21 protein-coding genes are annotated in these 23,784 nt (G+C 66.7%); 9 read left to right on the top strand and 12 right to left on the bottom strand.

What is annotated here, in order from left to right; all coding sequences use genetic code 11:
* Positions 1-27: 27 nt before the first annotated feature.
* Positions 28-1,089, bottom strand: coding sequence for a glycosyltransferase family 2 protein (locus SP6_RS16085; protein ID WP_007404595.1), 1,062 nt, complete (start codon positions 1,087-1,089; stop codon positions 28-30).
* 110 nt (positions 1,090-1,199) lie between these two features.
* Between SP6_RS16085 and SP6_RS16080 the strand changes: the two genes are divergently transcribed.
* On the top strand, positions 1,200-2,693 hold the full coding sequence (locus SP6_RS16080; protein ID WP_007404678.1) for a lipopolysaccharide biosynthesis protein: 1,494 nt from the start codon (positions 1,200-1,202) through the stop codon (positions 2,691-2,693).
* Positions 2,694-2,697: 4 nt separating this feature from the next.
* Here the strand turns inward: SP6_RS16080 and SP6_RS16075 are convergent, their stop codons facing one another.
* Positions 2,698-3,582, bottom strand: a complete 885-nt coding sequence (locus SP6_RS16075) for a glycosyltransferase family 2 protein (RefSeq protein ID WP_086011112.1) — start codon at positions 3,580-3,582, stop codon at positions 2,698-2,700.
* A gap of 72 nt (positions 3,583-3,654) precedes the next feature.
* Here SP6_RS16075 and SP6_RS16070 point away from each other — a divergent pair, with 72 nt between their 5' ends.
* A complete protein-coding gene (locus tag SP6_RS16070; RefSeq protein WP_126053168.1) occupies positions 3,655-4,755 on the top strand; it encodes a hypothetical protein in 1,101 nt (366 codons plus the stop codon).
* A gap of 92 nt (positions 4,756-4,847) precedes the next feature.
* On the opposite strand, the gene SP6_RS20165 is transcribed toward SP6_RS16070, so the two are convergent.
* Together SP6_RS20165 and SP6_RS16060 are read right to left on the bottom strand one after the other, a co-directional pair.
* Complete coding sequence (locus SP6_RS20165) at positions 4,848-5,891, bottom strand: transglutaminase-like cysteine peptidase (RefSeq protein WP_082052536.1); 1,044 nt, start codon at positions 5,889-5,891, stop codon at positions 4,848-4,850.
* 125 nt (positions 5,892-6,016) lie between these two features.
* On the bottom strand, positions 6,017-6,223 hold the full coding sequence (locus SP6_RS16060; RefSeq protein WP_007404499.1) for a hypothetical protein: 207 nt from the start codon (positions 6,221-6,223) through the stop codon (positions 6,017-6,019).
* Between the two features lie 202 nt (positions 6,224-6,425).
* On the opposite strand from SP6_RS16060, the gene SP6_RS16055 reads away from it, so the two are divergent.
* From SP6_RS16055 to SP6_RS16035, 5 genes are all read left to right on the top strand, one after another.
* Positions 6,426-7,859 (top strand): exopolysaccharide biosynthesis polyprenyl glycosylphosphotransferase, encoded by a 1,434-nt coding sequence (locus SP6_RS16055; protein ID WP_007404620.1) that lies wholly within the window; start codon positions 6,426-6,428, stop codon positions 7,857-7,859.
* A gap of 12 nt (positions 7,860-7,871) precedes the next feature.
* Positions 7,872-9,110, top strand: coding sequence for a cell wall hydrolase (locus SP6_RS16050; protein WP_007404673.1), 1,239 nt, complete (start codon positions 7,872-7,874; stop codon positions 9,108-9,110).
* Positions 9,111-9,183: 73 nt separating this feature from the next.
* On the top strand, positions 9,184-9,657 hold the full coding sequence (locus SP6_RS16045; protein ID WP_007404558.1) for a hypothetical protein: 474 nt from the start codon (positions 9,184-9,186) through the stop codon (positions 9,655-9,657).
* Complete coding sequence (locus tag SP6_RS16040) at positions 9,654-11,057, top strand: polysaccharide deacetylase family protein (protein WP_007404636.1); 1,404 nt, start codon at positions 9,654-9,656, stop codon at positions 11,055-11,057. Before SP6_RS16045 ends, SP6_RS16040 begins: the two co-directional genes overlap by 4 nt.
* 51 nt (positions 11,058-11,108) lie before the next feature.
* A complete protein-coding gene (locus tag SP6_RS16035) occupies positions 11,109-12,467 on the top strand; it encodes an O-antigen ligase family protein (RefSeq protein WP_007404511.1) in 1,359 nt (452 codons plus the stop codon).
* Here SP6_RS16035 and SP6_RS16030 read toward each other — a convergent pair.
* The 6 genes from SP6_RS16030 to SP6_RS16005 all read right to left on the bottom strand — a co-directional run bounded on the left by SP6_RS16030 (position 12,401) and on the right by SP6_RS16005 (position 19,023).
* The gene (locus SP6_RS16030) at positions 12,401-13,057 is read right to left on the bottom strand and encodes a hypothetical protein (protein WP_126053167.1); all 657 of its coding nucleotides are present in this window, start codon (positions 13,055-13,057) and stop codon (positions 12,401-12,403) included. The two genes, SP6_RS16035 and SP6_RS16030, sit on opposite strands and share 67 nt — an antisense overlap.
* Entirely contained in the window at positions 13,035-15,194 is a 2,160-nt protein-coding gene (locus tag SP6_RS16025; RefSeq protein WP_227876591.1) for a GumC family protein, read from the bottom strand. The genes SP6_RS16030 and SP6_RS16025 overlap by 23 nt, the downstream gene beginning before the upstream one ends.
* A gap of 13 nt (positions 15,195-15,207) precedes the next feature.
* A complete protein-coding gene (locus tag SP6_RS16020) occupies positions 15,208-16,500 on the bottom strand; it encodes an outer membrane beta-barrel protein (protein ID WP_007404633.1) in 1,293 nt (430 codons plus the stop codon).
* 53 nt (positions 16,501-16,553) lie between these two features.
* Positions 16,554-17,027 (bottom strand): hypothetical protein, encoded by a 474-nt coding sequence (locus SP6_RS16015; RefSeq protein ID WP_007404604.1) that lies wholly within the window; start codon positions 17,025-17,027, stop codon positions 16,554-16,556.
* A 37-nt stretch (positions 17,028-17,064) separates the two neighbouring features.
* Complete coding sequence (locus tag SP6_RS16010; protein WP_007404657.1) at positions 17,065-17,658, bottom strand: polysaccharide biosynthesis/export family protein; 594 nt, start codon at positions 17,656-17,658, stop codon at positions 17,065-17,067.
* Between the two features lie 141 nt (positions 17,659-17,799).
* On the bottom strand, positions 17,800-19,023 hold the full coding sequence (locus tag SP6_RS16005; RefSeq protein WP_007404575.1) for a glycosyltransferase: 1,224 nt from the start codon (positions 19,021-19,023) through the stop codon (positions 17,800-17,802).
* Between the two features lie 242 nt (positions 19,024-19,265).
* On the opposite strand from SP6_RS16005, the gene SP6_RS16000 reads away from it, so the two are divergent.
* Complete coding sequence (locus SP6_RS16000; protein WP_158005307.1) at positions 19,266-20,321, top strand: acyltransferase family protein; 1,056 nt, start codon at positions 19,266-19,268, stop codon at positions 20,319-20,321.
* On the top strand, positions 20,318-20,845 hold the full coding sequence (locus SP6_RS15995) for a serine O-acetyltransferase (RefSeq protein WP_007404693.1): 528 nt from the start codon (positions 20,318-20,320) through the stop codon (positions 20,843-20,845). Before SP6_RS16000 ends, SP6_RS15995 begins: the two co-directional genes overlap by 4 nt.
* A gap of 17 nt (positions 20,846-20,862) precedes the next feature.
* Here SP6_RS15995 and SP6_RS15990 read toward each other — a convergent pair whose 3' ends face one another.
* Together SP6_RS15990 and cydD are read right to left on the bottom strand one after the other, a co-directional pair.
* On the bottom strand, positions 20,863-22,482 hold the full coding sequence (locus tag SP6_RS15990; RefSeq protein WP_007404536.1) for an amino acid ABC transporter ATP-binding/permease protein: 1,620 nt from the start codon (positions 22,480-22,482) through the stop codon (positions 20,863-20,865).
* On the bottom strand, positions 22,479-23,784 hold a 1,306-nt coding region (gene cydD, locus SP6_RS15985), incomplete at its 5' end, for a thiol reductant ABC exporter subunit CydD (protein ID WP_042469359.1). The genes SP6_RS15990 and cydD, both read right to left, overlap by 4 nt.

Here is a 23,784-nt window from a genome sequence, read left to right as displayed (position 1 = left end):
ACGCCGCCGCATCGCGAGCGGCGGGGGTCAGGCGGCGCGTTTCAACCTGGCGGTGGGCTTATAGGCCGACAGGATGTGGCGGATCGTCGCCATCTCATCGCTGTCGACGCCTTCGCGCATCCGCAGCAGCGCGAAGCGGCTGAGCAGTACCGGCAACGCCCGGCTCGACAGGACATCACGAAAGGCCAGTTCACGCCGCACGCCCGGCGTATCGCCGAAGATGCGCAGCAATGACGCACGCAGCGATTTCCAGGCGGCGGGCAGCGCATGAGCATCGGCGACCGTGGTCAGCCGTGCGCCATGGTTGCAAAAGGGCAGGATGGTCTGCCACGTTTCGCCATGCCGGGCGGCGAGCACGCGCATCAGGTGATCGGAAATCTCATGCGAGATCGCCATTTGCGCATCGAATTTGCTGATGCTGATATTGGCGCCATGCTGGCGATAACGGATCAGCGTGTCGGGCAGATTGGCGCACAGGCCAAGCAACGCCAGTTGCGAGAAGAGCCAATAATCCTCGGCCAGTGTCGGCACGTGCAGCGCGGGCACGCCCGGCGCGTCCAGAAAGCCATCGCCATAGCGCGCGCCGAGCTCTTCCAGCACCGACCGGCGGAGCATGACGGTCGGTTGCGCGATGGGGTTGTTGAACAGGCACGCCACGCGCAGGCGATTGGCGTCATGCGGCAGGCGACGAACGCCCAGCGACCGGGTCGCGGTGGCATCGACCGTTTCATATTGTCCACCGACCAGCGCCATGGTCGGATGCGCCTCCAGAAAGGCACGTTGCCGCGACAAGCGTTCGGGCAGCGACAGGTCATCGGCGTCATGCAGTGCGATGAACGGCGCCTCGGCCCGCGCAAAGCCCAGATTGCGGACCTCCGACAGACTGAGCGTCTCGGAGCAGCGCACCTGCTCGATACGCGTATCGCCCAGCACCAGCGAATCGACGATGTCACCGGTGGCGTCGGTCGAGGCATGGTTGAAGACGAGCAGCCGCCAGTTCCGTTCGGTCTGGCCGATCACGGAGCGGATGGCATCGCCGATATAGGCGGCACCGTTGCGCACGGGCATGACGATATCGATGGCCGCCACGGTTTGCCTTCATCCTCTTCATCGCGAGCCCAAGACCGAAAGACTCATAAAGTGTCTCAGGCTGATACTCAGGCACGCATGGCGCGGCGAACGCCGCAAGGCTAGAGCCGATGGAATTGAGCCGGGGGCAGAACGTGCAAAAGCAGGACGGATATCGTCGCAAAGTGATGACCGGCACCGTGACGACCATCGTTGCGCAATTGTTTCGGGTGGGGGCGACGATCGGAACTGTCATCGTCGCGTCACGTATTTTGTCGCCGACCGATTACGGCATCTATGCCATGGCCGCCCCCGTCACGGGATTTGCCTTTCTATTTCAGAATATTGGCTTCGATCACGCGGTGGTGCAGTCGGACGATGTCTCCGACGTTCAGCTTTCCTCGCTGTTCTGGCTGAATATCGGGCTGTGCCTGGTGCTGGCGCTGGGGCTGATCGTGGCGGGACCGCTGGTCGCTCTGTTCTATCACAGCACCCAGGCGGGCGTGCTGGTCGCGGCATCGGGCCTGCTGATCATCGCGACTGCCCCCAATCCGCTCTACAATGCGCTGCTCAACCGCGAGATGCGGTTCCAGGTGCAGAGCATCGTCGACATCATCAGCAGCATCACCATGTTCGCCTTCACCGTGACGGCAGCGCTGATCATGCGATCTTACTGGGCGTTGCTGGCGGGGGCGTTGGCCTCGACGATCGTCAACACCCTGTCCTTCCTGTTCTTCGAGCGTTGGCGGCCGCGTTTCACCTTTCAATGGGCCAGTATCGCGCCGATGGTCCGCTTCGGTGGCGGCATTTCGGTCTATGGCTTCGCGCTGTTCGTCACGCGCAACATTGACAAGGTGCTGATCGCGCGGGTCTGGGGCGCGGCGACGCTGGGCTATTATGACCGTGCCTATCGTTTGATGGCTGCACCGCTTCAGAATTTCAGCGGCCCCCTGTCGCGGATCATCCTGCCGGTGCTGGCGCGGACGCGCGAGGAGCCGCAACGTTACCGGCGGGCCTATCTGATCTTCCTGCAGGGGATCGTGACCTGCGCCGTGCCCGGCATCATGGCGGCCTCTGTCGGGTCGGATGCGGCGGTGCGGTTGCTGCTGGGTGACAAGTGGCAGGCGGTGGGGCCGATCTTCGCCTGGTTGTCGGGCGCGGCGGCGATGCTGCTGGTCAATGAGTCAGCGCCGTGGCTGATGATGTCGACCAACCGATCCAAGCTGTTGATGAACTGGGGGCTTTTCGCCTCGGCCACGGTGGTGATCGGCTTTCTGGTCGGTCTGCCCTGGGGCGCGATCGGCGTGGCCAAGGCCTGTTTCATCGGCGAGGCGCTGCGGACGCCCTTGCTCTTCTGGCTGGCCGCGCGCGGCACGGCGGTACGGGTGCGCGATATCGCCCAGTTGCATATCGTCACCCTCGTCTCGCTGGCGGCGGTCGGCGGTACGCAAATGATGCTGCCTGCGGGATTGTCGCCCTTGCCGCATCTCGTGATCCTGGCGATCGCGGCCTATGCCGCTGCCATCCCCGCGCAGCTTTTGTCGGAGCCCGGGCGCGAACTGACGACGATGGTCATGGGCTGGATCAACAATTTCGCGCGGCGCCAGATGCGGCGCCCCGCCTGACGGATCAGGAGCGGATCAGTCCCAGCGCCGTGCCGATCAGATGGGCGGACGAGCGGCGGGTCGTGCGACCGTGCGGCATGAGCATGTTGCGCAGTGCAGGCGCGATGGCGCCGCGCCGGATGCCGGTGAAATAGACCAGGGTCTGCGCCAGGTGAAAGCGTTGGAAAGCCCGGATATCCTTGGCCTTCTCCGCCGGGGCATAGTCGGACAGGATACGGTTATAGAGCATGCGATGCCCCCGCTCGACCGAGACGGGATTGCGCGAGATGCGATCGTCGCCGTCGAAATAATAATGGGTCAGCGGCTGGTGGCAGAGCGCGATGCGGCCCGCGCATTGCAGCTTCAGCCACATGTCCCAGTCCTGGCAACTCGGCAGGCTGACGTCGAAGCCGCCGACCGCATCGAAGGTCGCACGGCGGATCATCGCTGCCGAACAGCCACCCAGCGTATTTTCGTAGAGGAGCGCGGCCGGGTCGGTGACATCCTTGCCAAACTTGGTGGTGCCACCGCCTTTGCCGTTATCGAACAGCGTGTCGGTGAAGACCGCCACCACGTCATCGTCGATCAGCGCAACCTGCTCGGCCAATTTGGTCTCTGCCCAGCCATCGTCGGAATCGAGCAAGGCGATCCAGTCGCCCGCCGCTGCCGCCACGCCGATATTGCGGGCATTGGGCGCGCCGGCCCGCCTATCGAGGGCGATGATCCGGACCGGAATGCCGGGAACCTGTGCGGCGCGGGCCGCGGCGACGGTTGCGCCGTTATCGTCGGACGCGTCATCGACGACGATGATCTCGATCGGGGGAACCTTCTGCCGGTTGGCGCAGTCTATGGCACGGCCGATCACAGTGGCGCGATTTCGCGCCGGAATGACTATCGATATTTGTGGCACGCTATATCCCCCGATCCCAAAATGAACCTATCGTCATGATTGGTGTGATGGCGACACAATATGGAGCTTTTCATGATCCATTGTCGGACAGTGGTAGAAAACCCGCGCCGCATTTTCCGGCGTGCGATTGCCGCGCTGCTATTGACAGCCACGGTGGCCGGCGGGGCCGCGATGGCGCAGGATCGGTTGCCGGGGGCGCGCGATCCGGTGGACCAGCCCTTTGCCGACAATAGCATCTGGAACACGCCGATCGGGCGAGGGGCGCAATATCAGGCGGCCGACGCGGCCGAAAGCCGGATGCTCCACACCGACGATGCCGGCGGCCATAGCGGTTCCTATCCCTGGATCGGTGCCGATGCGATCGGTCTGTACCACGCCCGGGCCAATGATATGGTCATGCGCTGGCTCTATAATGCACGATCGGGCAGCGTGCCGTGGCCGGATGGGCCGCCGGTGACGAACGGTTCGGTCGATCTGCCCACGCCGGCGGGCGTGCAGTTCCTTGGCGGATCCGATGGCCATGCCATCCTGATCGATCCGCCCGGTCGATACGCCTATGAAGTGTGGCAGGGTGCACAGGCGGGTCAGCGTGCCTATCGCGCCGTCTATCTGGTCCGGACCGATCTGCGCGGCTCGGGCATTGCCAGCGGCGAAGGGCTTTCCGAGGGGATCCGCGCTTTTGGCGGTTCGCTGGCGGGCGGGATCGTGCGGTGCAGCGAACTGGCAAAGGGCGAAATCCCCCATGCCGTCGCACTGCTCCTGTCGACCACGCAGTTGCGCAAGGGCGCGACCATGGCGGATCAGAAGGTCTGGCCGGCAACGCACAGCGATGGCGGCGGCAAGAACAATTATCAGGGGCTGGTGCCGATGGGCGCGCTGCTCGCTTTGCCGCCCTCGGTCAATGTCGAGGCGCTGCCGCTGACCCGCGAAGGGCGCATTCTGGCGCGGGCCTATCAGCGCTTCGGCGGCTATGTCGTCGACGCGACCGACAAGACCATGACGCTGGCCGTGCTGCCCCAGGGGTGCGACAAACAGATGATCAGCAATTTGTTCGCGGACCGCCGGACGATCCGCGATCATCTGGTCCGCGTCCTGAACAACAGCCCCGAACATCCCGGTGGCCCCGGCGAGCGGATCGCCGCCGCGCCAGCGACTTTGAAACCGGTGAACTGAGCGGAGATCGATCCTCGCCTGCAAGGGGACTGCAGGCCTGACGGAGGAGTATACCGCTATCGAGAGGCGACCCCCTCGATTCGCTCAGACCCTCAGATTCGAACGCTCTGCCACCGCATCCCATTTTCGGGCGACTGGATACTGATCCAGCTATAGTTGGTCTGGTCTACACGCTTTACCCAAGGGGTGGCGCTGTCCAACACCATGTCGCCATCGTCGGTCCGTGCGATCAACACGGTGTGCAGACCGGTCTGCTGGCTGAACACCACCGCGAAGCTCAGTAGGGCGGGATCATAGCCTTGCGCCAACAACTGGTATCGCTTCTCGATCGCCAGATCCTCGCAGTCGCCCTGCGCATGATTGCCGATCCCGCTCCGCTGCCATTTCTCCTCGGTGGCGTAGATCTGCATGTCGGAACGCTGGACCACGCGGCCGTTGACCAGCTTGTTGACCGATTGAAGCAGCTTGGCCTCGGCTTCGGGCGAAGGCTTGGCCCGAACGGGGGCGGTGACCGCGATCGTCGTGGCGGGCGGCGGAGGCTCGGCGGGTTGCACGATCAGTTCGGGCATTTCCGGCATCTGCGACCATGCCGGATTGAACAGGGTGATTGCGACGGATCGGATCGGCGCGGCCGGTACGTCGTCGCTTGGCTTGCACGTCGCGTCATCCACGGGGCAGAGCGCCTCAACACCGTCCGGGAGCGACAGACCTAGCTTGCGTCCGAACCCCGGTTCGGCGGGAGACGTCGCGAACAGCGCGGGGTGAGGCGAGGCGGCGCTGCGCAGTGCGCGCGGCAGGCCGAGCGTGACCGAAGCCTGCGGCTTGGCTTGCGCATCCAGGGTGGTCAGCAGATCGGGCAGGGTCGCGGCGATCATGTTGGCGACGGCCATGGTGACGGCGGGCAGACCGGTGGCGATTCTTCCCTGCCAGACGGGCGCGGCGAGCGGTGGCGCGATACCGTCTTGGTCCTGGCAGAAGGTATGATCGGTCTGGCACATGGCGACGAAGCCGGCGGGCGCGGCCATGGTATCGCCACGGATCAGGAAGTGCGGGGACGCCGAATGGGCCTGAGCGGGGTTCGCCGTTGCGAACATCGCCGTGATAGCAGCCATTGCCAAGCGGGCTTGGTATCGCATCTCTACCTCCTTGCCTGGAGGAAGACATGCGGCCCGACCGCTTACGCGGTGGTGGAGGACAAAGGTTTACTCGTTGTTAACTACTAATTTCCGGCAGGATTTTGCCGGTTCGGGCAAGTGGCCGATCAGCGAAGCGCCATGACGGCGATCGCGATCACGCCCCAGCACAGGCTGGCGGCCGCCGTGATCGTCACGAGATTGAGGACCGAGAGCGCCTTGGCGGAAGAGGCCGGCGCCTCGCCCAGCGGCATGACGGTGGCGATGATCTCATCGTTCACGGCACCAGTATGCGCCGCAGAGGTCTTGGTATCGAACTCGTGATGATGGATCATAGCGTCCTTCCTTCTCCTGCTTCATACTATGGCAGGATTGCGGAAAGCTTAACAAGTGGGTTAACGCCGAAAATACCATGTGATGTGAGAACTTAATAGAAGAACTTCACGTCATTTCTTGCTGCGTTGCGGAAATTTGGCACCTCCGTCTTGTCCAATCTGCCCCGCAATGGGATTTTAGGCGTCAGGCCAGCCGTGGACGATGATCCGGCGCCCCAATTATAGCGGGCCCAAGGGGGCGCTCGTGCAATATGTCAGTTTTTCTCGCGTAGATGACGAGCCGCTGGCTGGTGCCGGCAAGCGGACCGCTACGCGTGCGCTTCGGTTGCGATTTTATGCCGCGATCCTGATCCTGGATGCGCTGGCCGTGATATTGGGTATTGGGCTGGCCAGCTATCTGCGGTTCGATGCCGCGCTGTCGCCCGAGGCGATCACGCTGACCGCCGGGCTGATCCCGCTTTTCTGCTTTCTAGACCTGGGCAATTTGCGGCCCGATTATCTTAACGATTGGCGGCGCTCGATCCTGTCGATGGTGATCGCGCTGGCCAAGGCGGTGTTGCTGCTGCTCTTCTTCGGCTTCATCCTGCACGCGATCGGCCAGGCATCGCGTCTGTTATTCGGCTATGGCATGGCGCTGACGCTCGGCATCGCGATCGTGCTGCGCGCGGTGATCGTCACCATGTCCAGCAAGATTTTCCGGGGCGGCGCGGTCAACCATGTGCTGCTGCTCGACGGGGTCAGCATGGATCTGCCGGCGGGGCCGGCGGGCCAGTCGGTGATGGAGGTCGAGCGGATCGACGCCAACGACTTCAACGATCCCTATCTCCTCGATCAACTGGCGCGTCGTTTCGCCGATGTCGACCAGCTCAGCGTCGCCTGCCGCCCGGAGCGGCGGCGCGACTGGGCCATGGCGCTGAAGGGAATTAGCGTCCGCGCGGACATCCTGATCCCCGAACTGGATGAGCTGGGCAGCGTTGGCCAGGCGCTGGTGGCGGGATCATCGACCATCTTGGTGTCGACCAATCCGCTGAGCCCCTATGACCGGATCGTCAAGCGCGGCGTCGACGTGCTGCTGGCGGCGATCGCGCTGGCATTTCTCGCGCCGTTGCTGCTGGTCGTCGCGGTTGCGGTCAAGCTCGACAGCCGTGGCCCGGTCTTCTTCCGCCAACAGCGCGTCGGCTACGGCAACCGCCTGTTCCTGATGTACAAGTTTCGCAGCATGCGCGTCGAGACGAGCGACCTGAAGGGCGGGCGCTCGGCCAGTCGCGACGACGACCGGATCACGCGTGTCGGCCGCATCATCCGCGCGACCAGCATCGACGAACTGCCGCAGTTGCTCAACGTACTGCGCGGCGAGATGAGCGTGGTGGGTCCGCGCCCCCATGCGCTGGGTTCGCTCGCCGGGGATCAGCTCTTCTGGCATGTCGATGCCCGCTATCACCATCGCCATGCGTGCAAGCCTGGGCTGACCGGACTGGCGCAGGTGCGTGGCCTGCGCGGCGCGACCCACAAGCGCGAGGATCTGGTCAGCCGCCTCCAGGCCGATCTGGAATATCTGAACAACTGGAGCATCTGGCGGGATATCCTGATCATGCTGTCGACGGTTCGCGTGATCGTCCACCGCAATGCCTATTGAGGCGCGTCCCCAGTGACGCGCACCTTGCTCGCTTATTGGGAGGACCGGCGCGGCGATGTGCTGCTGGCGCTGGCGGCGGGGCTCTGCGCGCTGATGGGATGTGCGGTCTGGTTCGGCTGGTCGCCCTGGAATGGCGGCGGTTATCACCGGGCGGCGTCTGGCAGCAATTCGGCGATCGCGGCGCAAGTCGTGCGCCAGGTCGAGGCCTTGCCGACCGTTACGGGTGTTCCCGTGGTGACCCCGGTCGCCAATCTCGACGTGTCGGCGGATATCGCCCGGCGGGTCAACGCGCTGACGCCGTTCGCGCGCGGCCCCAATCCGGCGGCGCGGCCCTTTTCCTGGTCGGGCAATCCAGCCGACCGCATGGCGGCGGAAACCTGTCTGGCGGCGGCCGCCTATTATGAAGCGGGCAGCGATCCGCTGGGCCAAGCGGCGGTCGTGCAGGTCGTGCTCAACCGGGTGCGCCATCCCGCTTTTCCCAAGACGGTGTGCGGTGTCGTAACGCAGGGGGCGGAGCGGGCGACGGGGTGCCAGTTCAGCTTCATGTGCGACGGTTCGCTGCACCGCCGCGTGCCGTCGCCGGCCGCCCTGGCGATGGCGCAGGCGACCGCACGCTGGGCGTTGAACGGCGGTGTCTTTCGCGCGGTGGGCAGCGCCACCCATTATCACGCCGACTATGTCGTGCCGCGCTGGAGCGGGGCGATGGACAAGGTGCTGGCCTTCCACACCCATTTGTTTTTCCGCTGGCGTGGACCCGCAGGCGCGGCGGGAATGTTGCTGGCCCGGCCACAGCCGGGTGAGATGCCGCATGGGCTGGCGACGCTTGCCGCGATGATGGCCAAGGGCGACGCGCCTGTGGCCGCGGGTTCGACCGATCCGGCAGTCACGGCCGCCGTAACGCCTGCCGATGCCGCGACCCCGCCGGTGGCCAGCGGAGCCGTGGTCCGTTCCGACGAATGGCGGGGCATCTTCTACCTCTATCTCGACCCCGCCGATTATCCGGGCCGGTTCGCGATCAAGGCGGTCGAGGTGTGCGGCAAGCGTCAGACCTGCCTCGTCTATGGCTGGGACAAGGCCGAGCGCGTACCCGTCGCGGTGACCGAGGCACGGCCCGCTGGAGTGCTGTTCGCCTATAGCCACCGCGGGGACGAGCAGAAGGCCATGTGGGACTGCACCCGGATCAAGCGCGACAAGCCCGACCAATGCCTGCCCGGCACGATCGCCCGCGTCGATCCGCCGGTGGCTGCCTAAATCCTGAAATCGGGGCTGTCCTACAGCCTCGGATATGGAACATATGAAGAACTCCTGATCGTGGGAGGAAAGCATGACAAGGGATAAGACCCGGGCGAAGACGGCCGGGGCGATAGGGATATTGCTGTCGCTCGTGGCCGGTCCGGCGGCGATGGCGCAGCAGGTTGCGGCGCCGGCGGGCTATGCGCCGCTGACGGCGCCTTGCACCACGCAGCCCGATGGGCGCTGTGCCGCGCTGTCCGGCGACACGCCGATGCCGGTGGCCACGCGCGCGGAGCGGCTGGTGCTGGTCGGCAACAATGTTGCGGTGGCGCCGGTGACGGCGCTGGGGGGGCTTTATGTGTTGAACCAGAGTTGCAACGGCTATGGCACGGTGACGCTGCGCTATTTGGGGGCGGACGGCATCACGATGCTGCCGCTGCTGACCCGCACGGCGTCCGACACGGGCGGGGGAACCAATATCTATCTGGGGGCTGGCGCGGTGGTTGATATCAACCTGTCCGGGACGAGCGGATGCAATGCCAATCTGGCGCGGGTGCCGGCATGAAGCGGCTGTGGCTCAGCCTCGTGCTGCTCGCCGCATGGCCGGCCCAGATGGCCGTCGCGCAAACCGTCGCCTCGGCCAACGCGCCGCTCGGGGCCATTGCGAGCCCCGACTGGCCGCAACAGCCGGCCGATGGCGACAAGGGACCGCTTGTCGGCGGCCGTATCCATCAACGCTATCGGATCGCGACGCCGACTGCCGTGCTGGCCTCATTCGATCAGGTCAGCCGCCTGAACGGCGCACCGCCCGAAGCGAGCGATGTCGCCGCCGATCCGCTTTACGGCGACACGCGGGTGACCCTGACGCTCGCCTCGTTCAACGCGCGCCAACTTCGCCCGGCCACCACGCTGGCCGCGCCGGTCAATGTCACGGGCCAGCTCATCCGCTTCTGGACGAAGCCGATCAGCAATGTCGACCCGCGCCTGAACAGCTACAAGATCCGGCTTTACTCGGAGGGCAGCCCCGGTTCGCCCGGCGCCAATTATCACGAATATAATGCGGCGGCCCTGATCCGAGAGGGGCAAAAGGGCGGCGAGCAACGCTGGGGTTCCTTCACCATTCCTGCCGGATCGTTTACGGCCGTGGGCAATGGGGCCAATCTGGCCGCCGTCACCTGGGCGATGGTCGAGGTGCAGGCCAATTCTTCGGCGGGCATGACCATCGCGATCGGCAATGTCGAACTGGTCGCCAATGCGCTGACCAAGGCCAAGATGATCATCGCCTTTGACGATCAATATCCGGCGACGATCAACTACGCCTCGCGCGTCATGGCGCGCTATGGCTTTCGGGGGGTGCTTTATATCTCGCCGGCCATCGACGCCGGCCGGCCGGGCAAGCTGCCCACCGCGCAATTAAAGTCGCTGCACGACAATCTGGGTTGGCAGATCGCCAGCCAGGCCTGGTCGACCGAGGCCTCGACCACGCCGGGCGGGATCGATGTGATGACCGCCGACCAGCGCACGGTGGAAATGGCCAAGCTGCGCAACTGGCAGAATGCGCTGGGCCTGACCGGCGGCGGACATGGCAGCTATTTCAGCAATGTCGGCGCGACCGACATGATCGCCTATCCGATGTTCCGGCAGCATTTCCATTCGATGCGTGCCTATTACTTCGGCGAGTTCGGAACGGTCGAAACCTATCCCTGGGGCGATCCGATGCGCATCCGAGCGATGGGCGCCGGTGAGTTCCAATGGGGTAACAGCGCGTCAATCTATTCCAGCTACTGGAAAAACCATGTCGATCGCGCCATGGCGCAAAAGGGGGTGGGATTCATCGTATTCCATGACGGGTTGAGCGGTTCGCTGTCCAACTGGCAGCCCGCGTTCGACCAGTTGATGGCCTATCTCGATGCCAATCGGGCGGCGATCGATGTCGTGACGGTGGAAGACCTGGAAAACCCCTGATCGCGCCGCCCGGATGACGGGACGGACGGCGGGGCGGGAAAAGGAGGGGTGATGACGGCGACGGACAACAGGATCGGGATCGCCGGCACCCTTCTGGCCGCCATCGTCTTTGGCGAAGTCGTCGCACTGGGCGTCGATGGTCCATTTCTCGCCACCATCGCGGCGGCGGTGGAACTGGTCGGCGGCCTGTTGATCCTCGGGCTTCTCTGGCCCCGTCCTGTGTTCTGGCGTCGCTTTGCGCTTCCCCTGGGGCTGGGGATCCTGGCTTGGGCCTGGATCGCCAGCCCCGGTTGGTTCGCAGCCGACCCCTTTGGCCGGCGGTGGAGCGCACCCGACCTGTTGCCTCAGGCGAGCGGGCGTTTTCTGGGCGGTCTGGCGCTGATGACGGCCGCCGCGGCGATCGGTTGGCGGCGCGGGGGCGTTCGGCTGACCGTCGATCGCTGGTTGCTGTTCGGCCTGGTCAATATCGCGGTCGCGCTGGCTTTTCGCCATTATAACCCGGATGCGGTGTGGGGGATCGACAAGGGCGACCTGCGCGACCGTTTCACCGGCACCTTCCTCAACGCCAATTCGGCGGCCTGCTATTTCGCGGTGCTGGCGGTGCTGGCGGCGGGGCGAGGCTTTTCACTCGCGCTGGATCGCGGCATGTCCTCCTCGCTCGTCATCCATATCGTCGCGCCCATTGCGCTGCTGGGCGGCATCGGCGCCTGTGCCATCACCGGATCGCGCACGGCGTTGCTCGTCATGCTGATCGCGCTGGCGCTGCTGGTATGGCAGTTCGGCCGGCTCTGGCTGCGGCGGCAGCGGGGGGCGGTGCGTGGATTGATCGTCGGGGTCGGGGTCGTCGGTATCCTGCTGATGGTGTTCGCCATATTGGGCGATGCGACCTTAGACCGGGTCGGCGAGATTCAGGCGGATTGGGTCGAGCGGACCGAGCTATGGGACCTGTATTCGCGGCTCGCAGCGGCCGCGCCGCTGGGTTATGGGCCTGGCGGCCTCGATGACGCGGCACTGCACGGCTTTGCCTCGATCCATGAGGCGCATATCGCCTGGTTCGTCCATTCGACACACAATATCGTCCTGTCTCTGCTGATCACCGGCGGCTATCCCTATCTGGCGATCATGAGCCTGCTTGTGGTCGCGCTGCTCTTCCCCTATTTCCGCCGCGCGCATCGGCTGCGCGAGCCGGTCGTCGTCGCGCTGGTCGCGGCGCTGGCGGTCATCTTCGTCTGCGCCAGCACCGATGTGGCGCTCGACATGCCGGCGCTGGCGTCGGCGGCGGCGGTGCTGGCGGGACTGGTCTGGGGCCGCGCCTCCCGCTTCGTGGCGGAGGCGGCGGGCGGTCAGGCGGGGATGCGGCTCTTGACCAACGGCTCGGCGGGCGTGCTGGCGACGAGCCCCAGCGCATAGGCATAGTTGCGGCCCGATGCCTGGGCGAGCCACGCCGTCTCATTGACAATATGGTCGCGGGTCTGCGCGTCCAGCCGTGACCAGACGGTGACGCCGAAACGGATGCGCCAGGGCGCGCTGTCCCGCAGATAGGGCGCGGCCGCATAGCTTTGCGCCAAGGCCCGGATCGCTTGCGGCGAGTCGGCACCATGCGCCAGCAACTCGACATAGGCGAGCGCGACCTCCGCCTCGCCCCAGACCGGCCGACTGGCGCGGGCGGCGGCGATGTCGGCGCGTGCCAGAGCGATGAGCTGCGCCGCACGGGCGGGATCTTCGGCGGCGGTCCGGGCGCGCATCACCCCGCGCAGCAGCGCCGCGCGGGCCAGCAAGGCGGTCGGCGGTACGGTCGATTGCAGATAGGCATGGTCGTCCTCCGCCGTCGCCAGACCCGCCGCCTGGCGGACCGAGGCTTCGCGCGTCCGCACCACCTGGACTTCGCTGCTCAGCGTCGAGACCGTGAAGACCAGCGCCGCGCCCAGCGCCGCCATCGCTGCGGCATTGGCCGCATGAGCGATGGTGGGCCGCCGCTCACTCCGAGCGGTAATAGGCATTGTATTTGGACGAGTAGTACAGGGCGCCATAGGCTTCCTCGCCCGCATCGACCATCGAGAACAGGGCGCCGACCAGCGGCACGCCGTCCTGCACCAGCCCATTGAGCGCCGACTTTACCGCGTTGATCGGGGTATCGCCCCATTTGATGACCAAGATGGCGGCATCGACCAGCCGGGCGATCGTCCGGCTCTCGGCCACGCCCAGGAGCGGCGCGGTGTCGAGGATGATGCGGTCGTAGCGGGCGGCCATGTCGTGCAGCAGGGCCTGCATGCCCTCGCCGCTGAACAGGTCCTCGGCCATGAACGAGTTGCTGGCGACCGGCAGCAGGTCGAGCCCCGGCAACTGGTCGGCGATAAGGACTTGATCGACCGGAAGCTTGCCGGTCAGCACCTCGATCAGCCCGGCTTCGGGGCGGATCTTGGCGGCTTCAAGCAGGCCGGCACGGCGCAGGTCGGTGTCGATCAACAGCACCTTCTCGCCCGCCAGCGCACAGATGCGGGCCAGCGCCAGTGCGCTGCTGGTCTTGCCTTCGTCGGGCAGGCTGGAGAGCATGGCGACGATCCGCGCGCCCTGCCGCTCGGGGCCGGACGACAGCGCATGACGCAGCACGCGGAAGGTCTCGGCATAGGAGCTCATCGGCTTTTCGAGGAGCAGGGCAGGGGCCGAGCAGCGCTCGCCCGCCGCGTTGCGCAGCTTGCTCGAGCGGATGCGCGGAACGCTTGCCAGCACGGGCAGGCCGAGCGCCTCGACATCGCGGGTCGAATACAGGCCGCTCGCCAGCACCTCGCGCGTGACGACCGCCATCGCACCCAGCACCATCGCACCCAGACCCGCCAGCATCAGCAGCATACGGCGATTGGGTGAGGTCGGGGCGTCGGGAGTGACCGCGCTTTCGATGACCTGCGCCTGGCTCAGCGAGCTGCGCGCGACCTGGTTCATCTGCTGTGCCTGTTCGGCCAGCTTGTTATAGGCGGCGTGCGCGGCATCGGCCTGACGCTGATAATTGTCGGCGATCACGCTGGCGCGCGTGTCCGTCGACTGCTGTCCGCGCAGGCGGCCCATATCGCCGCGCAGGCTGGCCGCGCGCGCCTGGGCCGCATTGGCTTCGCTCTCCAAACCGCCGATGATGCGGTTGGCCTCGTCCTTGATCTGCTTGTCGAGCGCGGTGAGCTGTTCGGTGACCTTGATATTTTCGGGGTGACGCGGGCCATAGCGGGCGACGACCTCGCCCTGGCGCTGGATCACCTGCGCGCGCTGCGACCGCAGATCGGCGATGACCTGCGAGTTGAGCACCGCCGACACCGCGTCGATCCCGCCCGAGGCGATCTGGGCGCGGGCGACGCGCAGGCGCGCCTGCGCGGCGGCGGCTTCGGACTCGGCCGTGGCGAGCTGCGAGGCCAGCGGGCTGATCTGCTGATCGGTGACGGTGGAATCGCCGCCGCTGACGATGCCGGTCTGCGCGCGATATTGCGCCAGCCGGGCATCGGCCTGCATCGCCTGCTGGTTCAGCGCGGCCAGACGCTGGTCGAGATAGCTGGTCTCGCGGCTGGCGGTGCCGGTACGCCGCCCGACGCTATAGGCGATATATTCATTGGCGAAGGCATTGGCGACATCGGCGGCCAGGCGCGGATCGCTGGCAGTAAAGCCGACATTGACGATGTACGTCATCTTGTCGCGCGCGGTGCTGAGCTTGCCGAGCAGCCGGTCGGCGAGTTCGGTATCGCGCTTCTCGCGCTGCGCCTGGGTGGCGGTGGCGGGAAGCGGCTTCATGCCCTTGGTAAAGGCCGGATCGCTCGCCAGCTTCAGCCGGTCGACCACCGCCAGCGCGATGTCGCGCGAGCGCATGACGTTGACTTCGGTGTCGAAGATGTTCTGGTCGGGCCGCTCGCCGCTCATCTGGCCGAGCGCGGCACTGGGCGAGGGATCGATCTTCACCCGCGCCACCGCCTCATATTTCCACGGCATCATCAGGATCAGCGCGGCCGCCACGGTGAAGGTGACGATCGCCACCACCGCGAAGATGCGCCAGCGGCGACGGAACATGCTGATCGTCGCGCTCCACAGCGCCCGTACGACCCCCGGCCCGGTGGAGGGGGCCGTATCGACGAACGGCTCTGCGCTATGGTCCATGAGCATGGTCTTCAAAGCCTTACGGATGAATGGAAACGCCGGCGAGGGCGCGGAATTCGGAGAGGGAGGGGCCGTTCAGGCCGACGAAGTCGCTGCTGCGCCGTGCGTAGCTGAGGTCGAGGCGACCGGTCAGCAGACGGTTGGCGAGATAGGCGGCGCCGCCCGAGACCTGCGACACGCGCGCCTTGCCCTGAACGCCGATAAAGTCGTTCTCGGCATAGGAAATGCCATAGTTCAGCAGCAGGTTGCGCAGCAGTTCGTGATCGAACCGCAGGGCCGCACCGGTATTGAAGAAGCCGCTGCCGCCGAAGGTCGAGTCCTGAATGTCGCGAAACGCGTTGAAGGTCACGGTGGTGAGCGGCGACGGGAAATATTCGATCTTCGCATCGAACGAGAAGCCGCTGATATTCTGATAGATCGGCGCGGTGAAGCTGCGGTCGATATAGCCCACGCCCGCCGACCCGCGCAGCAGCGCCGTCAGGTCGAGCGAAACACCGGCCAGCGCGCGCACTTCCTTGGAATCGCGGTTGGCGATACCGGGCGCCAGCGCCTGGTCATAGCTGGTGCCGGTATAGGTCACCTGGCCGAACAGGCCGGTATCGGGGGTCAGGCCATATTCGAGCTGCACCGCGCCACGCGCCACCTCGCGGTCGCGATTGTCCTGCGACACCAAGAAGCCGCTGAGCGTGCGGACCGACTGGAAGTCGTATTTGGCGTAATCCGCGCTGCCGACGATGCGGACGCGCGCGAAGCGGCCCTCCGCCATCAGCCGGGCCTGGCTCTGCTGATAGGGGGTCACGCTGCGCACATTGACCAGCGCGGCGCCGGAGAATTGGGATTCGTAACGACGCGCGGTGTCGAGTGCTGCGGTAATCGACAGGTCGCCTGTCGCATCCAGCCGTCCGACCGTGCCGATCGACCAGCCATCCTGGTTGCGCGGCTTGGCATCGACATAGCGGTAAAAGTCGCCCGAACCGGTCAGTTGCAGGCTGTGGCGCGACCAGTCGGACCGTGCGGTCAGGCGCGGGGCGAGCCGCACGAAGCCGTCGTCGGTCTTGTTCGACGTCGTCTGATAGACGTTGTCGGTATAGCCGAGCTGCGTGTCGAGCGTGGGGAACAGGGTGAAGCCCCCAACCTTGTAGCCGATTGCGTTGGTTTCGGGACGGCTGCGCTCCAGCACGCTTTCGTTGCGGCCGCGATCGAAGGAGATCGGAACCACCGTGTTGATGGCGTTGCCGGTCATCTGAGCCTCGGCAGCGGCCGGCACGATCAGCGCGCAGGCGGCTACGCCCGCCATCCAGTAGCGAAACATTGGTGCCCCCATGAGTTGGAGCCGGACCCCGGAAGGGCCGGCCCGAGCTTGTTTTAGTTTTGAGTCGTGTAGTTGACGCCGACGCCACCGCCGCCGACGCTAGGTCCTGCGGCCAGGCTGGCGGCGTTGCCGGCCGAACCGCCGGTACCGCCCGTGCCGGTCTGTCCGCGACGCACGGCGGACCGGGCATTGGTCAGCGCGACCTTGACCTTGCGCGCGGCGTTGCCCGGCTGGTTGGCGACGAAGGTGAGCGCGGCGAGCGAAACCGCCGCCGGCTGTTGCTGCTGCGAGACGGCGAACATCACCGCGGCTTCGATATCCTGCGCGGTGGCGGTCGCCGGTTGCGCGGCGATCGCGGCGTTGATCGCCTCGACCACGCGCTGCACGGCGGCGGGATCGGGCTCGGCCGGTGCGGCAATCGGCGTGGTGGTCGCCGGAGCGGCCGTCTGCTGCTGCGCCATGGCGGGCGAGGCGAGCGCCGCGCCCATGCTCGCGATCACCAGCGTCTTTCGCACGTTCGTCGACATATGGTTTACCCCTGTTACCCCGTTCCCCAACGGGCGATTAGAAATAACGCTCGCCGATCCGTACCGTGTCGCCCGGATAGACGACGACGCTGGGGTCGAGCTTATATTGCTGTTCGGTGGTCTCGCCGAAGCGCTTGATGAAGACCTTCCGCTTGTTCGCGCGGTAGGTGAAGCCCTCGGCGCGGGCCACGGCGTTGAGCGCGGTCAGGCCGTTGGAATAGGGATATTCCCCCGGCTTGGTCACCTCGCCCATGATGTAGAAGGGACGATAGGTCAGCACGTCCATGCTGACGCGCGGTTCGCGCAGATAGCCGTCGGCGAGCTTGGCCTCGATATCGCGAATGACCTCGCGGGGAGTGCGGCCGGTTGCCTTGACGTCGCCGATCAGCGGCAGCGACAGGGTACCGCTGTCGCTGACGGTGAACTCGCCCGACAGGCTTTCCTCGTTGAAGACGATGATCCGTACCTTGTCGGCGATGCCCAGCTTGTAATCGGTGATCGGCGTGGCCGGCGCCGTGACGGTCGCCGCCGCCGGTGCCGCCGGCGTGGTCGATGGCGGCGTCGCCGACGTCTGTGCTCCGGCCGAAGCCGAAGCCGCGAGCAAGGTCAGGCAGAACCAGAAATTACGCATGTACCCAAACCCCTGATACAACCGCTATCACATACTCCGCCCGTCGGGGCCGAAACAATCGCCGGCCTTGGCTGCCGTAGGGGCACGCAGCCCGCAGTTCGCCGTGAGTCCGTCCCATTTCCGAACAGGCCCCGCGACGCATCACGCCGCCGCCTTCTGGCCGTCGATGCTGGCAAGCAGCAGCGCGTGCAGCTTCTCCGCCTCGCGCATCTGGTCGTGGCGCTCGGCGACCAGCGCGCGGCCGGCCTCGCCCATGCGGGTCAGCGTTTCCTGATCGGCGCGGGCGCAGGCGAGCATCGCGTCGGCCATCGCCGGGACCGAGCCGGGGCTGTAGAGCCAGCCGGTCTCTCCCGTGCGGACCAGATCGGCGATCGCGGCGACATTGGTCGCCAGCACCGGACGCCCCAGCGCCAGCGCCTCCATGATGACGATCGGCAGCCCTTCGGCGAAGCTCGCCATTACCATGGCACGCGCACGGACGAGCTGGGCCCGGACCTCGGCTTCGTCGGCCCAGCCGGTGATGGTGACATGCTCGCCGAGATTCAGGCGGGCGATCCCCGCCTCGATCTCGCCGCGCAGCTCGCCGTCGCCGACCAAAGTCAGCGTCGCGGGCACACCCTGCCGCCGCGCCTCGGCCAGCGCTTCGAGCAGCAGCAACTGGCCCTTCACGCCCGACAGTCGCCCGATATGGACGAAGTGCGGTGCATCGACCGGCGGGGCGGGCGGGGCCTTCAGGAAATCGGCGAGCAGGCCGCAGCGGACTACCGTGATCTTGGCCCAGTCCTGCAGCTTCGCCCAGCAATAGACTTGCGAGGCGCAGAATTCGGTGATGACCGCGACGAAGGCGGCACGGGCGACCTTCAGCCCCAGCTTGATCTGGACCGGGCGGTTGAATTCTTCCGGTCCGTGGATGGTCATGCTGTAGGGGACATCCGCCATGGTCGCGGCCAGCATCGCGATTTCGCCGGCATTGGTGGCGAAATGGGTGTGGAGGTGGCGGATGCCCGCCGCCTCGATCTCGCGCGCGAGCCGTGCGCCTTCGAGAAAGCTGATCAGGTGATGCGGGATCGAGCGATCGGTCTGTCGGGACAGCGTGGCGGTCAGCCGCATCGCGGCTAGCCAGCGGCCGGGATGCCGGACGAGCATGACCAGCCCGGCGACGAGCAGCGGCACCACGCCGCCCTTCAGCAGATAGCGGGTGCGCTCCCGCTCGGCCAGGTCGACCGGGTCGACGACATCGGCGTCCCAGCCGCGCAACGCCCAGCGGTGAATCGTCTCACCGCGTGCTTCGAGCGCCAGGATCTCGCGCCGAATGAAGCTGTGGCTGACTTTCGGATACTGATTGATGAAATAACCGATAGCCAACGGAACCCCCCATTCGTCGTACGGCAAGGCCGGCTTTGGTCGAAGGGGTCCCACGCACGCAATGGCTCAAATTGCTGCACCGTATCATTACGGGGCAAAGCCCGTGGCCCGGTGGCCATCGTCCGGCTTTATCGGCTGCGGGTAACGGGATAGCCGGGAATGGTCCGGCGACAGGGAACCCGAATGCAAGATGTGATCATGTCGGCCGGCGATGGTCGGAGCAACGATTGATGCATGACCAAGTGGCTCGGCCCCTTCAGGAGGTCGTACATCCGGCCCCGGCCGGGCGGGGGTCGCATCTGGTCGCGCTCGATGGCTGGCGTGGCCTGTCGATCCTGTGCGTGCTGGCGGGCCATATGCTGCCGCTCGGCCCGGCCGTGCTGGGTGGGAATACCGCGATCGCCGCGGTCGGCATGGCCCTGTTCTTCACCCTGTCGGGTTTTCTGATCACCACGACCCTGCTGCGCGACGATGCCGTCGTGCCGTTCATCATCAAGCGGCTGTTCCGTATCCTGCCGCTCGCCTGGCTGTACGTCGTCGTGGTGCTCGGCGGGCTGGGCGCGCCCTGGTCGGTCATCCTCGCCAATCTGCTATTCTATGCCAATGCCAGCGAGGCGACGCTGGCCTATGCGCCGCATTTCTGGAGCCTTTCGCTCGAGATGCAATTCTATGCCTTTGTCGCAGTGCTCGTCGCGATCGGCGGTCGGCGGGCGCTCTGGCTGTTGCCGGTGCTGGCGTTGACCGTCACCGGATATCGCGTGCTTCATCATGTCACCTTCGGCGTCCAGACTTTGGATCGGATCGATGAGATCATGGCCGGGGCGACGCTGGCGCTGGCGATCCATCATGGCTGGCGCGCACCTGCCCGGGCCGCCCGGACGGCGGTGATCTTGGGATTGGTGGCGCTGCTGGCGCTGGGCATGACGGACCCGGTCACCGCGCATTTTCCCTATATCTGCTATGCGCGCCCCTATCTGGCGGCGTCGATCGTCGGGTTGAGCCTGGGGCTGGAGCGCGGCTGGCTCGCGCGGCTGCTGGCCGGGCGGCTGCTCGGCTATATCGCGCGGATTTCCTATGCGCTCTATGTGCTGCACCCACTATCCTATGCCGGATGGATGGGCAGCGGCGACGTGGTCGTGCGCTATACCAAGCGGATCGGCAGCTTTCTGCTGGCCTTTGGCGGCGCGCATCTGTCGACCTTCTATTTCGAACAGCCGCTGACCCGATTGGGGCACCGGATCGCCCAGGGCGCCGAGCGGCGCAAGCCCGCCCCCGATGAGAGCATTGCAGCGGCATGACCCAGCCCATCAGCCTTTTCGCCCAGATTCGCGAAGACCGCGCCTTGTATCGCGAAGGGTGGTGGGCGCAGGGCCTATGGGCGCTGGCCATCTATCGGCTCGCGGCGGCGCGCTATGCCCGGCCGCGCGGTGTTGTCCGTTCGCTTTGGGGGGCGGTGGCGAAGCTGGGCGGGAAATGGGCGGAATGCGTCTGCGGCATCTCGCTGCCCGATTGCGCGACGATCGGTCGGCGGCTGCGCATCGAGCATTTCGGGGGCATCATCGTGCACGGCGCGGCCGTGATCGGCGATGACTGCGTCCTGCGGCAGAATGTGACGCTTGGCAATCGCAGCGAGGATCGACCGATGGAGGCGCCCGTGCTCGGCGATCGGGTGCAGGTGGGTGCGGGCGCGGTCATCCTGGGCGCGATCCGGATCGGCGACGATGCGATCATAGGTGCCAATGCCGTCGTCCTTCACGATGTGCCGGCGGGCGCGGTGGCGGTGGGCAATCCGGCGCGGATCCTGGAGCGGCGGCGGGCCTGACCGCCAGGCATGGCGGCTCAGGCGGCCAGCCCGACCATCGGCGCGTTCGCATCGACCGCGTGGCGCACGGTACAGACGGCCAGCAGGGCGGGCCGATGCGTGACGACGACCAGCCCCTGGCCGGTCCGCTCCAGCCGGGCGAGCAGCCGGGCGACGACCTGCGCTTCCGTTTGTGCATCGAGCGCCTCGGTCGGTTCGTCGAGCAGCAGCCACGGGGCGGGCGCCAGATAGGCACGTGCGAGCGACAGTCGCCGCCGCTCGCCCCCCGACAGGCGCACGCCATCCTCGCCAATCCAGCTATCCAGCCCGTGCGGCAGCGCCCGAACCTTGGCGGCGAGGCAGGCATCGTCCAAGGCCTGCCACAGCGCCGCCTCCTCCGCGTCGGGATCGGCGAGCCGCAGATTGTCGCGAACCGTACCTGCCAGAAGCTGCGCATCCTGCGGTGCCCAGCCAAAGGTCGCGCGGCGCAGGGCGGGGGATAGCGCATCCACCCGATGGCTACCCAACCGAATATCCCCGAGGGGAAGGTCACGGAGGCCGATCAGTGTTTCGACGAATGTCGTCTTGCCGGTTCCCGATGGACCGAGGATCGCGATCCTTGTGCCCCTGGGAGCCAGGGTAGCCATATTCGGCAAGGCCAGTGTCGCTGCGAACGGCTCGGCGGAGGACGTGACGGAGACGGTGTGGGGTTCCGCAAACAACGACGCCAGTCGCGACTCCGCCGCCCGGGTCGCACTGCGGGCGGCGCGGTCGCGAAGCAGCGGCGCCAGTCCATCGACCGTGGTCGCCGCCGCCAGCGCCGCCAGCGCGGCAAGCGGTGCCCCGGCGGGCAGGGCCAGCACGAAGACGAGCATGGCGGCGATGCCGGCCATCCCCGCGGCGATGGCATCGGCCAGCCCCGCCACCATGGCCTGCTGCCGTCGTGCTTCGGCGAGCGCGCTGTCGAGTTGCCCGATCCGGGCCTGCGCGGCATCGGCCATCGCATAGCAACGCAGTTCGGGCGCGGCGGCAAGCTGGATCGCCAATAGCGCGCGCAATTCGCCCTGTAGCTGCTGCACCGCCCGGCCCGGCGCGTCGAGCCGCGCCAATATCCGGAACGCGACCGCCAGCATCAGACCGATCAGCACGACCAGCGCCAGCGCCGCCACCGGACGTGCGAGGAGGGCCAGCGCCGCACCGCCAAGGATCGCCGCCACCGCCCCAGCCCGGGCCGATCGCCGGGCGACGGCCATTTCCACCGCATCGACATCCTGGACCAGCCGCGCGGTCGCTTCGCCGGCGGTCAGGGACAGCGCCTTGGCGACGGGAGCGGCGGTGATGGCCCGGTAGATGGCCGGGCGAATGCGTGCCAGGATGGCAAAGGCCGCATCATGGCTGGCCAGGCGTTCGCCATAACGCGCGCCGGTCCGGACGATGGCGAGCAGCCGAATCGCGGCGCTGGGCAACATATAGTTGAAACCGCGTGCCGCGATCGGCCCGGCCAGTCCGGCCGCGCCCGCCGCCGCGAGGAACCAGCCCGACAGACCCAGCAGCAGGACGGTCGCGGCGGCCGTACCCGCTGCCAGGGCGGATGCACGGATGAGCTTGCCGCGCTGCCGCCGCGTCTCGTGACGTAGCAGCCGGAGGAAAGCGGTCATGCCTCATCCCCGAGATGCACGACCCGGTCGGCGATCGCCGCCAGCCGGTGCGAATGGGTGGCGAGCAGGACGGTCCGCCCGGCACAAGCACGGGCGATCGCGCCGATCATCTCGGTCTCGGCGACCGCGTCGAGATGGGCGGTGGGTTCGTCGAGCAGTACGAGCGGCGCGTCCTTCAGCAGCACGCGCGCAATGCCGATCCGCCTCCTCTCGCCGCCCGACAGGCCACCACCGCGTGCATCGACGGGGGCGTCGAGATCGCCGCACCGCCGCGCCAGCATCGGGGCCAGCCCCGCCGCAAGGGCAGCCGCCTTGATTCGTGCGGGATCGGCATCGGGATCGCCCAGGCCAATGGCCTCGCCGATCGTTCCCGGCAGGATCAGCGGGTTCTGGCCTGCCCAGGCGGCCGCCACCGCACCGCCATGGGGCAGGGGAGTACCGTCGACCTCGATGATGCCGCCGGTCACGGGAGCCAGGCCGATCAGCGCGTGGAGCAGGCTGGTCTTGCCGCTTCCCGACCGGCCCAGCAGTGCGACCGTCTCGCCCGGTTCGATCACAAGGTGGAAGCCCGATACCGCCGCGCCATCGGCCTCGTCATAGCGGATCGTCACATCCCGAAACGCGATGCGCGGCGGCTTGGCGAGCGCAACCGGGGGCGGGGGCGCTTGCCGGTCGAGCAGGGGCGCCAACCGCGAGACGGCCGTCTCGGCTGCCTGCCGTTCATGATAGGCGGCCGCCAGCCGGCGCATCGGAGCATAGAATTCCGGCGCCAGCGCCAGCGCGAAAAAGGCGCGGCCCAGGTCCAGCGTCTCCGGCACCGCGAAGGGCAACAGGCCGAGCAGCGCAAAGCCGCAATAGACCGCCACCAGCGCGACCGAGAGCGCGGCAAAGAATTCCAGCGCGCCCGAGGAAAGGAAGGCGACGCGCAACACGCTTATGGTTCGCGCCGCCAGATCCTGCGACGCTGCGCCGATCCGTGCCGCCTCGCGATCCTCGGCGCGAAACGCCAGCACCACCGGCAATGCGCGGATGCGATCGGCGAATAGCGCCGACAGGCGCGACAGCGCGGCGAACTGCCGCCGCGACCGGTCCGCCGCCGCCCCTCCGGCCAGGATCATCGCGACGATGAAGGGGATCAGCGTGACGAGAAGGATGACCGCGCTGACCGGGCTGGCCAGTGCGATGGCGGCGAGCACGATCAGCGGCGCGATCGCGGCGGCGCCGCGCGCGGGCAGGAAACGCGCGGCATAACCGTCCAGCGCATCGACATCATCGACCGCCGATCCGACCAGCTCGGCCGCG

Source organism: Sphingomonas paucimobilis NBRC 13935 (genome assembly GCF_000739895.2).
Taxonomy (GTDB): Bacteria; Pseudomonadota; Alphaproteobacteria; order Sphingomonadales; family Sphingomonadaceae; genus Sphingomonas; species Sphingomonas paucimobilis.
Note: the sequence above shows the minus strand (reverse complement) of the source record. Positions and strands in the feature narration are given on the sequence as shown.

Excerpts from the sequence above, each read along its gene's own strand:
- SP6_RS16080 (WP_007404678.1), top strand. The coding sequence starts at position 1,200 with ATGGAATTGAGCCGGGGGCAGAACGTGCAAAAGCAGGACGGATATCGT.
- SP6_RS16070 (WP_126053168.1), top strand. The coding sequence starts at position 3,655 with ATGATCCATTGTCGGACAGTGGTAGAAAACCCGCGCCGCATTTTCCGG.
- SP6_RS20165 (WP_082052536.1), bottom strand. The coding sequence starts at position 5,891 with ATGCGATACCAAGCCCGCTTGGCAATGGCTGCTATCACGGCGATGTTC.
- SP6_RS16060 (WP_007404499.1), bottom strand. The coding sequence starts at position 6,223 with ATGATCCATCATCACGAGTTCGATACCAAGACCTCTGCGGCGCATACT.
- SP6_RS16055 (WP_007404620.1), top strand. The coding sequence starts at position 6,426 with ATGATCCGGCGCCCCAATTATAGCGGGCCCAAGGGGGCGCTCGTGCAA.
- SP6_RS16045 (WP_007404558.1), top strand. The coding sequence starts at position 9,184 with ATGACAAGGGATAAGACCCGGGCGAAGACGGCCGGGGCGATAGGGATA.
- SP6_RS16040 (WP_007404636.1), top strand. The coding sequence starts at position 9,654 with ATGAAGCGGCTGTGGCTCAGCCTCGTGCTGCTCGCCGCATGGCCGGCC.
- SP6_RS16035 (WP_007404511.1), top strand. The coding sequence starts at position 11,109 with ATGACGGCGACGGACAACAGGATCGGGATCGCCGGCACCCTTCTGGCC.
- SP6_RS16030 (WP_126053167.1), bottom strand. The coding sequence starts at position 13,057 with ATGCCTATTACCGCTCGGAGTGAGCGGCGGCCCACCATCGCTCATGCG.
- SP6_RS16025 (WP_227876591.1), bottom strand. The coding sequence starts at position 15,194 with ATGCTCATGGACCATAGCGCAGAGCCGTTCGTCGATACGGCCCCCTCC.
- SP6_RS16020 (WP_007404633.1), bottom strand. The coding sequence starts at position 16,500 with ATGTTTCGCTACTGGATGGCGGGCGTAGCCGCCTGCGCGCTGATCGTG.
- SP6_RS16015 (WP_007404604.1), bottom strand. The coding sequence starts at position 17,027 with ATGTCGACGAACGTGCGAAAGACGCTGGTGATCGCGAGCATGGGCGCG.
- SP6_RS16010 (WP_007404657.1), bottom strand. The coding sequence starts at position 17,658 with ATGCGTAATTTCTGGTTCTGCCTGACCTTGCTCGCGGCTTCGGCTTCG.
- SP6_RS15995 (WP_007404693.1), top strand. The coding sequence starts at position 20,318 with ATGACCCAGCCCATCAGCCTTTTCGCCCAGATTCGCGAAGACCGCGCC.
- SP6_RS15990 (WP_007404536.1), bottom strand. The coding sequence starts at position 22,482 with ATGACCGCTTTCCTCCGGCTGCTACGTCACGAGACGCGGCGGCAGCGC.